11 protein-coding genes are annotated in these 12,467 nt (G+C 69.3%); 6 read left to right on the forward strand and 5 right to left on the reverse strand.

Going from position 1 to position 12,467, the window contains the following annotated elements:
• Nucleotides 1-60 precede the first annotated feature (60 nt).
• Nucleotides 61-1,671: a hypothetical protein gene (locus FB559_RS17435; protein ID WP_141956598.1), complete on the reverse strand. Its 1,611-nt coding sequence runs from the start codon at nt 1,669-1,671 to the stop codon at nt 61-63.
• A gap of 202 nt (nt 1,672-1,873) precedes the next feature.
• On the opposite strand from FB559_RS17435, the gene purS reads away from it, so the two are divergent.
• The 4 genes from purS (at nt 1,874) to purL (ending at nt 5,814) form a co-directional block, all read left to right on the forward strand.
• The gene (gene purS / locus FB559_RS17440; protein WP_141956599.1) at nt 1,874-2,116 is read left to right on the forward strand and encodes a phosphoribosylformylglycinamidine synthase subunit PurS; all 243 of its coding nucleotides are present in this window, start codon (nt 1,874-1,876) and stop codon (nt 2,114-2,116) included.
• 134 nt (nt 2,117-2,250) lie between these two features.
• Nucleotides 2,251-2,694 (forward strand): ATP-binding protein, encoded by a 444-nt coding sequence (locus tag FB559_RS17445; protein ID WP_141956600.1) that lies wholly within the window; start codon nt 2,251-2,253, stop codon nt 2,692-2,694.
• A gap of 52 nt (nt 2,695-2,746) precedes the next feature.
• A complete protein-coding gene (gene purQ, locus FB559_RS17450; RefSeq protein ID WP_141956601.1) occupies nt 2,747-3,451 on the forward strand; it encodes a phosphoribosylformylglycinamidine synthase subunit PurQ in 705 nt (234 codons plus the stop codon).
• Nucleotides 3,448-5,814 (forward strand): phosphoribosylformylglycinamidine synthase subunit PurL, encoded by a 2,367-nt coding sequence (purL, locus tag FB559_RS17455; RefSeq protein ID WP_141956602.1) that lies wholly within the window; start codon nt 3,448-3,450, stop codon nt 5,812-5,814. The genes purQ and purL overlap by 4 nt, the downstream gene beginning before the upstream one ends.
• Before the next feature lie 36 nt (nt 5,815-5,850).
• Here the strand turns inward: purL and FB559_RS46225 are convergent, their stop codons facing one another.
• Nucleotides 5,851-6,528 (reverse strand): TetR family transcriptional regulator, encoded by a 678-nt coding sequence (locus tag FB559_RS46225; protein WP_185792267.1) that lies wholly within the window; start codon nt 6,526-6,528, stop codon nt 5,851-5,853.
• A gap of 92 nt (nt 6,529-6,620) precedes the next feature.
• On the opposite strand from FB559_RS46225, the gene FB559_RS17465 reads away from it, so the two are divergent.
• Nucleotides 6,621-8,054 (forward strand): MFS transporter, encoded by a 1,434-nt coding sequence (locus FB559_RS17465; RefSeq protein WP_141956604.1) that lies wholly within the window; start codon nt 6,621-6,623, stop codon nt 8,052-8,054.
• Nucleotides 8,055-8,156: 102 nt separating this feature from the next.
• On the opposite strand, the gene FB559_RS17470 is transcribed toward FB559_RS17465, so the two are convergent.
• Nucleotides 8,157-9,368 (reverse strand): hypothetical protein, encoded by a 1,212-nt coding sequence (locus FB559_RS17470; protein WP_141956605.1) that lies wholly within the window; start codon nt 9,366-9,368, stop codon nt 8,157-8,159.
• 465 nt (nt 9,369-9,833) lie between these two features.
• The gene (locus FB559_RS17475; RefSeq protein ID WP_221640064.1) at nt 9,834-10,976 is read right to left on the reverse strand and encodes a S8 family peptidase; all 1,143 of its coding nucleotides are present in this window, start codon (nt 10,974-10,976) and stop codon (nt 9,834-9,836) included.
• A 177-nt stretch (nt 10,977-11,153) separates the two neighbouring features.
• On the opposite strand from FB559_RS17475, the gene FB559_RS17480 reads away from it, so the two are divergent.
• Complete coding sequence (locus FB559_RS17480; RefSeq protein ID WP_141956607.1) at nt 11,154-11,591, forward strand: sterol carrier family protein; 438 nt, start codon at nt 11,154-11,156, stop codon at nt 11,589-11,591.
• Nucleotides 11,592-12,065: 474 nt separating this feature from the next.
• Here the strand turns inward: FB559_RS17480 and FB559_RS17485 are convergent, their stop codons facing one another.
• On the reverse strand, nt 12,066-12,443 hold the full coding sequence (locus FB559_RS17485; RefSeq protein ID WP_141956608.1) for a hypothetical protein: 378 nt from the start codon (nt 12,441-12,443) through the stop codon (nt 12,066-12,068).
• Between the last annotated feature and the right edge of the window lie 24 nt (nt 12,444-12,467).

Raw genomic sequence — 12,467 nt, forward strand, 5'->3', positions numbered from 1 at the left:
AGTCGCTAAGGGAGGCGTCGCCGCCCCGGTCCGCCGATCCGCGGACCGCCGCTGACCTGGCTAGTCGCGGGACAGGACCCGCGTCGCGCCGGCCGCGACGGTCAGTCCGAGCACGAAGCCCGCCGCGACGAGCGCGTCAGAGATCCACTGATAGACGCCCGCGGGGGCGAACTCACCCTCCTGGCCGAGCGAGCCGACGGGGAGCAGCAGGTCGAGTGTGTAGAGGAACGGGTTGAACTGCGTGTTGTGTCCCGGCTCGGTGATCTGCGGGTGGTGCTGGAAGATCACCGAGCCGAATGCCAGCAGTGCCACGAGCCACGCGCCCGCCAGGAAGGGCCGATATCCATAGCCGACCGTCCAGTCCTGGACATATCCCCATACGCGTAGGGCGATGGGCTGGGTCGAGCGGCGGCGGCGCTGCTTGGCGAGCAGCACCGTACGGCGTTCGGCGTCGTGCCCGAGCGTGCGATAGGTCTCCGAGAGCCGCTCGTACGGCTGGGGCACGTAGCCGTCACCGTCACGCTCCAGCCACTTCAGGCGCTGCCCCGCGGTCAGCGGCGGGTCGATCGTGTCGTACGTCAGGCCGTCGAGGGTGTACTTCGGCGCCCACGAGAGCGGGTCGTCGCGGAGCAACTTGATCCGGGCGTATCGCATGTCGACGGCGCCGGCGATCGGGTCGGCCGGCCGCAGCAGCACCTCCTCGGCCTGGACGCGCTGGAGGCTGAGCGCGACGCCGGACGGGTTGTTCATCCGGCCCCCGCGCAGGCTGAGCAGGCCGCCGATCTGTGCGCCGGACATGCTGACCACGCCGTCGGCGCGAAAGCCGTCCGAGCAGTAGATGTCGGTCTCGATGCTCATGTCGTCGCAGTTCAGCGCCGTACGGCCTGGCCGTGACAGCGTGGCGCCGACGAGTGAGAGGTAGCCGCCGATCCGCGCGCCGCGCAGCCGGATCTCGCCTTCGGCGGAGAACCCTCCGTCGCAGAACACATTGGCCGCGACCGACAGCCGGCTCGCGTACAGGGCCTGGCCCTTGGGGTTGCGCAGCCGCGCCCCGCGAAAGATCAGCTGACCGCCGACCTGGGCGCCCGGCAGGCGTACCTCGCCCTCGACGGTGAAGCCCTGGTCGCAGTAGACGTTGTTGTCCACGATCAGCCGGTCGGCGAGCAGCGGAGCGTCGCCGGTCGGGTGCGACAGGTGCGCGCCGGTCAGGTTGAGGATGCCCGTGATGCGGCAACTGTCCAGCCAGACGCCACCGTAGATGTGGCTGCCCTCCAGCCACAGGTGACCGTCGACGCGCGCCCCGGAGGCGACCAGGCCCGGCAGGCGGCAGCGTATGAAGTGCACGCTGCGCAGCTGCGCCCAGTACAGGTGCGGCGCGTCGGTCAGCTGGCAGGCGGTCAGCGCGAGCGGGACGTTCACGTGAGCATGGCCGAGGTTGAGGGTGCCGGTGATCCGCGCGCCGGTCAGGCGTACCGCCGCCACGTGTCCCGGCTCGTTGTCCTGTGCGCCCAGAAGCAGGGAGGAGATGACCTCGGCGCGTACGGTCCGGTCGGGGCCCCAGGCGTTGGTGCTGTCGAAGTCCTGGTCGCCACCGGACAGGTCCACCGGCTCGCCGCGCGGGAACGCCTCCCAGAGGACGCGCTCCGGTTCGGTCAGCTCATCGATCTGCATCGGCGGGGGCTCCGAGGAAAGAGGATTGCGGCGAACCCTCCATGTATAGCGTCACTGGCGCGAAAGCACTGCATGTGACGCATGTGGCGTCCATCGTCCGCCGGGGCTCAGGGGGTGCGTTCGAGGAGGCATTGGGTCGTCGTCCTGGCCGGTGCCGTACGCTTCGGTGCCGTACGAAAACCGCAGATCAGAGGGGACTGTCGTGGCGCGCTTCGTCGTAGAGGTGATGCTGAAGCCGGAGATTCTGGATTCGCAGGGCCAGGCGGTCGCGCGTGCGCTGCCGCGACTGGGATTCGAAGGCGTCACCGGTGTACGCCAGGGCAAGCGGTTCGAGATCGAGGTGGAGGGGCCTGCGGACGAGGCGGCCACCGAACGCGTTCGCAAGATGGCCGAGACACTCTTGGCCAACCCCGTCATCGAGACCTTCGAACTCCGAGCGGAATAGTGGCCGAAAGATAGGCTGCGACGCGATTACGGCAGTTTCACCTGGGGAAGCCTTACCAACGCCCGAAGATTTCGACGGAGACGGGGCGAGTCCCAATGTCACGGGGTAAGGACAACACAAGGTGGCCGGTAGACATGAAGTTCTCACTCGATTTGCCGCGTGAGACCCTCAGTGTCCCGGTCATCAGGCGGATCCTGGGCGACACGCTGCGCGGACTCGGGGTATCCGACGCGTGCGTCGCCGACATACTCGTCGCGATCTCAGAGGCATGTACGAATGTCGTCCAGCACGCGGATTCGACATCTCGCTACGAAGTGACCGTCGGAATCGACGATGGGCAGTGCGTGCTCAAGGTCGTCGACCGGGGGCAGGGTTTCGGCGGCGAAACCGAGAAAGACGTCCACCCGGACTCCGAGTCCGGACGCGGCATCAAGATCATGAAGGCCCTCGTCGACGACGTGAGCTTCGACAGCCGCCCCGACAGCGGCACGGTCGTCTACCTCCAGAAGCGGCTGAGCTGGAAGGAAGAGTCCCCCATCCGGCTCCACCAGCCGGAGCTGTTGAAAACCGCAGGCTAGAGCCCAAGTAAGCTGGTGCGCGTTTCCGTGACGTCTTGATCGGAGTGTGCACATGACAGCCCGCGTGGGCGTCATCACCTTCCCCGGCTCGCTCGATGACCGGGATGCCGCACGAGCGGTGAGCCTGGCCGGTGCCGAGCCCGTGTCCCTGTGGCACGGGGACACCGACCTGGGGTCGGTCGACGCCGTCGTCCTCCCGGGCGGCTTCTCCTACGGCGACTACCTCCGTGCCGGTGCCATCGCCAGATTCGCGCCGCTGATGGACAAGCTGGCCGACGCGGCCCGCGGCGGCCTCCCCGTGCTCGGCATCTGCAACGGCTTCCAGGTTCTGTGCGAGTCACACCTGTTGCCCGGCGCGCTGACCCGCAACGCGAACCTCCACTTCGTCTGCCGTGCGCAGCGGTTGCGGATCGAGAACGCCGAGACCGAGTGGACGCGTAGCTACGAGGAGGGTCAGGAGATCGTGGTGCCGATCAAGAACATTGACGGCCGCTACATCGCCGACGAGGCGACGCTGGAGGAGCTGGAGTCCTCCGGTCGCGTCGTGGCCCGCTACATGGACGTCAACCCCAACGGCTCGCTGAACGACATCGCGGGCATCTGCAACGAGGCGGGCAACGTCGTGGGCCTGATGCCCCATCCCGAACACGCCGTCGAGGCGCTGACCGGCCCCACCAGCGAGGGGCTCGGCTTCTTCACCTCGATCCTGGCCGGGATGGCCGGCGCATCACCGAGCGAAGCGAGGGAATCGGCATGACCGCGCCGAACGACGAGACGGAGATCGAGGCGGCTCAGCCTCAGCCTCAGGCAGAGCCGGCGCCGCAGGCCGGAAGGCCGGCTCCCGGCGGGCAGCAGCCGGTCGCCGGGCGGCCCGCCGACCCGCCGGTCGACACGGTCGCCCGCGCCGCCAGGACACCCGACGTCAAGCTGCCCTACGCCGAGCTCGGCATGAGCGATGACGAGTTCGCCCGCCTGCACCGCATCCTGGGCCGCCGCCCGACCTCGGCCGAGCTGGCGATCTACTCGGTGATGTGGAGCGAGCACTGCTCGTACAAGAGCTCCCGCGTCCACCTGAAGAAGTTCGCCGAAAAGGCGCCGCAGAGCACCGCGCTGCTCGTCGGCATGGGCGAGAACGCCGGCGTCGTCGACGTCGGCAACGGCTGGGCCGTCACGTTCAAGATCGAGTCGCACAACCACCCGTCGTACGTCGAGCCGTACCAGGGTGCGGCCACGGGCGTCGGCGGCATCGTGCGGGACATCCTGACGATGGGCGCCCGGCCGGTCGCGGTCATGGACTCCCTGAGGTTCGGCGCGCCGGACGCGCCCGACACCCGCCGGGTGCTGGACGGCGTCGTACGCGGCGTCGGCGGCTACGGCAACTGCCTGGGGCTGCCCAACATCGGCGGCGAGGTCGTCTTCGACCCCTGTTACGGCGCCAACCCGCTGGTGAACGCGCTGTGCGTCGGCGTGCTCAAGCCCGAGGACATCAAGCGGGCGATCGCCCCAGGGCCCGGCAACAAGGTCATCCTGTTCGGCGCGACCACCGGGCCGGACGGCATCGGCGGAGCCTCCGTGCTGGCGAGCGCCACCTTCGACGAGGCGTCACACCAGAAGCGGCCCTCGGTGCAGGTCGGCGACCCGTTCATGGAAAAGCTCCTCACCGAGTGCTGCCTGGAGATCTTCGGCGAGGACCTCGTCGTCGGCATCCAGGACCTCGGCGCGGCCGGCGTCTCGTGTGCCACCACCGAGCTGGCCGCGGCCGGCACCGGGGGCATGGACGTCGACCTGGACCTCGTCCCGCTGCGCGATGAGACGCTGCGGCCCGAAGAGATCCTGATGAGCGAGTCACAGGAACGCATGATGGCCGTGGTCGAGCCGGCCAAGGTCGAGCGCTTCCTGGAGCTCTGCGCCAAGTGGGACGTGCCGGCCACGGTGCTCGGCGAGGTCACCGACACCGGACGGCTGCGCATGACCTGGCGCGGCGAGACGATCGTCGACCTCCCGCCGGTCACCGCCGCGGACGAGGGGCCGGTCTACGAGCGGCCCTACGAGCAGCCGGCCGACCTCGACCGGCTCCAGGCCGACACCGCGGACCGCCTGCCGCGGCCTTCGACACCCGACGAGCTGCGCAACACCGTCATGTGGCTCGCCGGCTCGCCCAACCTCGCGGACAAGTCCTTCGTGACCTCGCAGTACGACAAGTACGTCCAGGGCAACACGGTGCTGGCGATGCCGGATGACGCCGGTGTGATCCGCATCGGGGACGGACCGCAGGGCATCGCGCTGGCCACGGACGGCAACGGCCGCTACACGCGTCTCGACCCGTACGCCGGGGCGCAGCTCGCGCTGTCCGAGGCGTACCGCAACGTCGCGACGACCGGTGCACGGCCGATCGCGGTCACCAACTGCCTCAACTTCGGCTCGCCGGAGGACCCGGGCGTCATGTGGCAGTTCGCGCAGGCCGTCGAGGGCCTCGCGGACGCCTGCCAGGCGCTCGGTGTCCCGGTGACCGGCGGCAACGTGAGCTTCTACAACCAGACCGGCGACGTGCCGATCAACCCGACGCCGGTCATCGGCGTGCTCGGCGTGCACGACGACGTGACGCGGCGGGTCCAGATGTCCTTCAACGTCGAGGGCATGGCGATTCTGCTCCTGGGCGAGACCCGGCCGGAGTTCGGCGGGTCGGAGTGGGCGAACGTCGTGTTCCGCCACCTCGGCGGCCTGCCACCGCGTCCGGACCTCGCGGCCGAGGCCGCGCTGGCGTCGGTGCTCGTGGCCGCCGCGCGCGAGGGCATCCTGGACGCCGCCCACGACGTGTCCGACGGCGGCCTGTCGCAGACGCTCCTGGAGTCGTGCCTGCGCGGCGGCCTCGGCTGCACGGTCAGCCTGGCCGGCGATCCCTTCGTGGAGCTCTTCAGCGAGTCGGTGGCTCGCGCCGTCGTGGCGGTGCACCCGGACTACGCGGCGCGCGTGGCGGCGCTCTGTGAGGCCGCGAGCGTGCCCGTACGCCACATCGGCACGGTCGGCGGTGACGCGTTCGCGGTCGAGGGCCAGTTCTCGATCCCGCTGGTCGAGCTGCGCGAGGTGCACCAGGGCGCGCTGCCCGCGCTGTTCGCCTGAGCTTCGAAGCCCGCGCGGCGCCGTCCGCGCGGGCTTCTACTCCCGGTGGCGGGCGGCGAGAGCCTCGACGCCCGCCACGAACAGCTCGATCCCGAAGGCGAATGAGGCCTCCGGGTGCTCCACCTCGGTGAGCGGCCCGGCCGCCCCGACCAGGTGCGGATAGCGGTTGAGAGGCAGGGTCTCCAACGCGATCCGCTTGTGCCGGATGAACTCCGCCGCCTCGTCCTCTGTGTGGCGCGGCGTGAGGCCCGGGTCGCCGATGGCCAGCGTGGTGGTCGTACGCAGGCCGTGCCTGCAGAGAGCCGCGCCCTCGGCAGGTGAGAAGCCTGCCTCGGCGAAGATGCCGAGCGCCACCTCCATGATGCCGAAGCAGTTCGTCGCCGCGTAGGGCTGCGTGGTGAACAGGAGCCCGGCCGCCTGTGGATGGGCGCGCAGCACGTCGACCATCGCGGTCATCAACGCGCGGAGCCGCTCGGACCAGGGAAGGGCCTGATCCGTCTCGGTATCGATCAGCGACCACAGGCGGTCGGCCACGGCGTCGAGCAGCTCCTCCTTGTTCTTGAAATGCCAGTACAGCGCCATCGGCGTGACGCTGAGGTGCTGGGCGAGGCGCCTGATGGTCAGGCCCTCGAGCCCTTCCGCGTCCGTGAGTGCCAGCGCTCCGTCGACGACCGTCTCCCGGCTCAGCCTGGTCCGCTCTTCTGTGGTGGCCACTTGACAACCATACGCCGTACGGGTTCTCTTATACAACGTACATGTACGGCGTATAAGAGCGTTGTACAGGAACGCTGTATAGGAGTGCGGGGATGAGTTCTCGGAGACGCTGGTGGACCTTGGTAGGGGTCGCGCTGGCAACGTTCATGACCTTCCTGGACAACAACGTCGTCAACGTGGCGCTGCCGTCGATCCAGCGCGAGCTGCACCTGTCCCTCTCCGGACTGGAGTGGATCGTGAGCAGCTACATCCTGGTGTTCTCCGGGTTGATGCTGGTCGGAGGGAGGCTGGCAGACGTCTTCGGACGGCGGCGGCTCTTCGTCGCCGGCATCGCCGTCTTCACCGGCGCCTCGTTGCTGGCCGGGCTCGCGGGCAGCGAAGAGGTCCTGGTGTTCGCACGGGTGCTGCAGGGGATCGGCGCCGCGGCGAGCATCCCGTCGACGCTGGCGATCATCTCCTCGACCTTCCCGGACCCGAAGGAGCGTAGCCGGGCGGTCGGTGTGTGGAGCGCGGTGAGCGCGCTGGCCCTCGCCCTGGGCCCGTTCACCGGCGGCTTCGTCAGCGAGCGCTGGGACTGGGGCTGGATCTTCCTGATCAACGTGCCGGTCGGCGCGGTCACGATCGCGATCATGCTGGCCGCCATGCAGGAGTCGCGCGAGACCGTACGGCGGCGGCTCGACCTTCCCGGGCTCGTGGCCTCGGCCGTGACGCTGTTCTCCGTGACGTACGCGCTGATCGAGGGCCACAACAGGGGCTGGACCTCGGGGCTGATCCTCGGCTCGTTCGCGCTCGCCGCGGTGGCCGGGGTCGCGTTCGTGCTCATCGAGCGGCGGACCACCGACCCGATGGTGGACCTGTCGATGTTCCGGATCAGGATCTTCAGCGGCGGGACCGGCGCGATGATCCTGTGGGGCTTCGGCGTCATGGGCGTCTACTTCTTCACCGCGATGTACCTGCAGAACGTGCTGGGCTTCTCCCCGACCGAGGCGGGTGCCGCGTTCGTGCCGATGGCGCTGATGATGGCCGCGACGGCGCCGGTCGCGGCCGTGGTCGCCCGGCGGCTGGGCACGCACGTCACGGTCGCCCTCGGCCTGGCCCTGAACGTCGCCGGCCTGGTGATGGTGTCGTTCGTCGGTGAGCACGGCCACTTCATGGACCTGATGCCCGCGTTCGTGGCCTTCGGCGTGGGCTCCGGCCTCACGATGATGCCGCTGAACGACGCGATCATCAGTGTGCTGCCGGAGGGCCGCGCCGGCACCGCGTCGGCCGTCATGAACGCCGCACGCGAGGTCTCGGGCCTGCTGGGCGTCACGATCGTCGGCGCGATCCTCACCACACGCCAGGCGTCGCTGGTGCGCGGGGGCGCCACGCCGGTGCACGCGTTCCTGTCCGGCTACCAGTTCGCCCTGCTGGTCGCCGCGGCGATCGTCTTCGTCGGCGTCCCGCTCAGCCTGTACACGCTCCGTACGAAGCGCGGTACGCCCGTGGTGGCCGAGCCCGTACCCGTCCTGGAACCGGTCGGCTGATCGACCACGCGAAAAGGGCCGTCACCCGTTCCGGGGGGACGGCCCTTTCGTCAGGTCCGCCGTGTCAGAGGGCACCTGCGACCGGGCTGCCAGCGTGACGTGTCAGGCTGCGGTCCAGGCGAACAAGCCGCCGAGCAAGGCCAGGATCGCGTTGATGGCGATGGTCACCGAGCCCCGTAGTGTCCAGCCCAGGTACTGGAGCAGCATCTCCGCCTCGGGGTTGATCCACGCCACCATCGAGAGGGCGATCATGGCACCGAACTGCGCCGTCGTGAACGCCATCGCACCCCAGTACGCCTCGTTGAGACGCCGGACGACACTGGTGAGCGAGGACGCCATGCGCTCGGCCTGATCCGCGAACGCCATTCCGCCGGTGATGAACGCGGCGAACCGCTTCTCAGCGGCGGTGCTCGCCGTGCCGGTCCAGGTCGGGAACAACGACGTGCGAATCGCCGGTAGCCACTCAGAGAAGATCGTCCGCGCCCCGGCCGCGGCGCCGTACCAGGCGCCGATCGCCGTGTCGATCACGTCATCGGACATGATCACCGCGTTGGCGGTCCACAGCGCGGATGCGGCAAGGGCGGCGACACTGAACGACCCGGTCATCCGCAGGATGGACTCGGTCTGCTGGCTCAGCCTGGCGAGCAGGGAGACGCGATCCGCCGCGGCGATCTGCTTTTCGAGCGTGCCGAGCACGAACTTGTCCAGGCCGGACTCGCCGTACTCGTTGAACTTCGTCTCCGCCAGCACCGCGTCGCCGGGATGCATGAAGTTTTTCGCGAAGTCCAGATCCCTCTCCGCCTGCCACACCTTGGTGGCCTGCCCGAGGGCGGTGTCGAGTTCGGCACTCACGGACCTCATGTCGCCCGTGGCCTCGGCCAGTTGCCTGGCCTGGGCGTAGCGCACGCCGAACCGGGCGAGCCAGGACGCGGAGAGAACTCCCGTCGCCGTGATCTCCGCCGTGCGTCCCCCCGAGGCGGCAGCGGCGGGACCCTCCGTCTCGGCGGCCTGTTCGACCGCCTGTACGTTGGCGACCTCGGCCGACACATAGCCGACGGCGGTCCTGCCCAGCGCTTCCACCATCGTGTCGGCCTCGGTGTGCAGGGCCGCTATCTGGTCGCCGGCGTTGGTGCAGCCACCGTTGTAGCGGGCGCACGCGGGTGCTCCAACGACACCCAGGGCCAGGGAGGGCAGGTGGCAGTCCTGGGCGACCAGGCTCCGAAGCTGCGCGAGCTGCTCGACGACCTCATCCATGCTGACCGTCGCCCGGCGCAGACCCGTCGAAACGTTCACCTGCAACGGTGCGTCAGGCATGCTGCCACTCCTCGGCTGGTGTCTCGTCGTCGCCCAGCGACGCTAACGTGCACCGGATGACGGGAGCGTGACCACCGGGCGAACGTCTTCGTCAGTGTCCCGCTCAGCTCGTAAACCCTCCGCAGGAAGCCACTCGTGGCGCCCGAGCCCGTACCAGTGCCGGTCGGCCGATCGACCGCGCGAAAGGGCCGCCCCCGTTTCCGGAGACGGCCCTTTTCGTCACGTCCGCCGCGTCCATAGATCGAGTTGGTACTGAAGGGCCGTGTGCGTCGGCGCGTAGCCGAGCGCGTCGTTGATGCCCCGTATGCTCCTGCCCGGCCCTGGTGAACAGCCGCAGGAACGCTGAGCCAAGAGGGATTCCGCACATAATTGTTCCATCGCGCCGGCGGCAACCGCTTATGACGGCACGGCAAAAGGGCCGCCCTCCCGTTTCCGGGGGGCGGCCCATTCGTCAGGTCCGTCGTGTCAGAGCGTGCTCTTGTAGAGCAGGCGGTTGTGAGTGCTGGCCTTGTTGGACTTGATCCTGTTGTTGTTGGCGTGGGCGGTCAGCCACGTCTGGATCGTGCCGAACGTCGCCTGGCCGTAGGTCGACTTGTACAGCGCGGCGACGCCCGCGACGAACGGCGATGCCATCGAGGTGCCGCTCAGGTACGCCGTGCTGCCCTGGTAGGTCGACTTGATGTTGACGCCGGGCGCGTAGATGTCCACGCACTTGCCGTAGTTGCTGAAGGACGCGCGGGTGTCGTTGGACGAGCTCGCCGCGACGGCCTCGACGCTCGCGGCGCTGGCCGGGGAGTCCTTGCAGGAGTCCCCGTTGTCGTTGCCGGCCGCCACCGCGACGAAGACGCCGGACTTGGACAGGGCCGTGACCGCGTCGTTCAGCGCGGTCGACTTGGAGCCGCCGAGCGACAGGTTCGCCACCGACTTGGCCGCGTGGTTCTCACGCACCCAGTCGATGCCCGCGATGACGTCCGAGGTCGTGCCCTCGCCGTCGCAGTCGAGCACCTGCACGGCGTGCAGGCGCACGCTCTTGGCCACGCCGTAGGACTTGGAGCCGATGATGCCGGCCACGTGAGTGCCGTGACCGTTGCAGTCCTCGCCGCCGTACACCGTGTCCGCGCGGCCGCCGAACTGGGTGAGCGTCGTCTCGATGCCGGTGTCGATCACGTACGCGTCGACGTCGGAACCGGTGTGCGTGTAGCTGTAGGTGTGTGACAGGGGCAGCGGGCCCTCGTCGATGCGGTCCAGGCCCCAGGTGGGACTCGCCTGTGTCGTGCCGGCCGCCAGTGTCCGCGACGCGCTGATCTTCATGATCTTGTCCTGCTCGATGGAGGCGACGTCGGGGTCGCTCTGCACCTTCTTGAGCTGGGCGGAGGTCAGCCGGGCGGCGAAGCCGTCCGTGAAACGGTGGACGGTCGGAAAGGCGATCGCGCGCGAGACGCGGCTCGGGTGCTTCATGGTGACGATGTACTGGCCGGCGACGCCGTTCTCGGCCGCCGCGATCACCGCGACGTGCGGCGTGGGATCGGCAAGGACCGCGTACGCGGGAATGGCGGCACACGCGATCGCGGTGCCGGCGATGAGGATATTCCGTACCGAGATCCTCACGGGGGGACTCCTTGAGTTCGAGGGGCCGCTCACCGTAAGGAACACCGGCCACAGCGGTCCGGAGAATGTGCCACATACCCACGGCTCACAGCAACCGAACTGCCTGAATAACCGGGCAGAACCCTTTATTGCCATTCGGCCGGCCGCCGCCGCGAACCGGGTAGCGTCGATGCCGCCATGGCCCGACCAACACCTGAGCGGCTGCGCGCCGCGCTCGACGCCCAGCTGACCGAGCTCGGACGCACCGACGTCCCGCCGGCCGCACACCTCGAGGACGCTCTCGTGGACGCGGTCCTCGCCGCCTACGACGCCGGTGACGAGCCCGTACGCCCCGCGGCACGGCTGGCGGTCAAGCTCCTGCTCGACCGGCTCGCCACGGACTGGCCGGGCCGCTCGGTGGAGGTACGCGTCCCGCCGTACGCCGCCGTGCAGTGCGTCGAGGGACCCCGGCACACACGGGGTACGCCGCCCAACGTCATCGAGACCGACCCGAGGACCTGGATCCTGCTCGCCACGGGAAGGATCACCTGGGCCGACGCCCGCGACCGGATCAGCGCGAGCGGAGAGCGTGCCGACCTGTCCAGCCGCCTCCCGATCCGCCCGTACGGCCGTTGAACGCCTAGGGTCGAGTCATGCTGGTGCCGTGTGGCGCCGCCTGTGCCGTGGCGCCGCCTGTGCCGTGTGGCGCCGCCTGGGTGGGCAGCCCGGGGTTATCCACAGAACCCCGCTCTACTTCCGCCCGCCGCTGTTCCCGCTGGACAATGAGAGTGGGATGGCACCCCCGGGCGGGTGGGCTCCAGACAGAGCGGGCTCCAGACAGAGCGGGCTCCAGACAGAGCGGGCTCCAGACAGAGCGGGCTCCAGACAGAGCGGGCTCCAGACAGAGCGGGCTCCAGACAGAGCGGGCTCCAGACAGAGCGGGCTCCAGACAGACCGGGCTCCAGACAGACCGGGCTCCAGACAGACCGGGCTCCAGACAGACCGGGCTCCAGACAGACCGGGCTCCAGACAGACCGGGGCCCGGACAGACCGGGTGGGGCCCAGGCCAGACGGGGGCCCAGGCCGAGGACTTCGAGACAGGCCCTGGCCTTAGGGTCGGGGTCCGTCGGCTCCCGGGGTCGCGGTGGCCTTGAAGAACGGCACACGGCCCTCCAGGCAGTGGTCACGGTCGGCCTTGGTGGGGTACCGCGTCCGGTCGGCGCAGGGTGAGACGCGGCTGAAGAACCAGACGCCCACCCCGATCGCGGCCACCAGCGTCACCGTGGACAGTGCCAGCCCTGTCACGGCCAGTCCCCTGCCGTTGTTCCGCGCCACGGCGATGATGCCGATGACGATGCCGACGATCGCGACGACGGCACCGAGACCGCACAGCAGTAACGTGATGATCGCCACGATCCCGAGGACGAGGGCGGCGATGCCCAGTCCTCGGCGCTGCTGGGGCGGGTAGCCCGCCGGTTGATAGGCCATGGAAGCTCCTTCCGGCTCCCCATG

Source organism: Actinoallomurus bryophytorum, from assembly GCF_006716425.1.
Taxonomy (GTDB): Bacteria; Actinomycetota; Actinomycetes; order Streptosporangiales; family Streptosporangiaceae; genus Actinoallomurus; species Actinoallomurus bryophytorum.

Excerpts from the sequence above, each read along its gene's own strand:
- FB559_RS17435 (WP_141956598.1), bottom strand. The coding sequence starts at position 1,671 with ATGCAGATCGATGAGCTGACCGAACCGGAGCGCGTCCTCTGGGAGGCG.
- FB559_RS17445 (WP_141956600.1), top strand. The coding sequence starts at position 2,251 with ATGAAGTTCTCACTCGATTTGCCGCGTGAGACCCTCAGTGTCCCGGTC.
- purQ (WP_141956601.1), top strand. The coding sequence starts at position 2,747 with ATGACAGCCCGCGTGGGCGTCATCACCTTCCCCGGCTCGCTCGATGAC.
- purL (WP_141956602.1), top strand. The coding sequence starts at position 3,448 with ATGACCGCGCCGAACGACGAGACGGAGATCGAGGCGGCTCAGCCTCAG.
- FB559_RS17465 (WP_141956604.1), top strand. The coding sequence starts at position 6,621 with ATGAGTTCTCGGAGACGCTGGTGGACCTTGGTAGGGGTCGCGCTGGCA.
- FB559_RS17470 (WP_141956605.1), bottom strand. The coding sequence starts at position 9,368 with ATGCCTGACGCACCGTTGCAGGTGAACGTTTCGACGGGTCTGCGCCGG.
- FB559_RS17480 (WP_141956607.1), top strand. The coding sequence starts at position 11,154 with ATGGCCCGACCAACACCTGAGCGGCTGCGCGCCGCGCTCGACGCCCAG.
- FB559_RS17485 (WP_141956608.1), bottom strand. The coding sequence starts at position 12,443 with ATGGCCTATCAACCGGCGGGCTACCCGCCCCAGCAGCGCCGAGGACTG.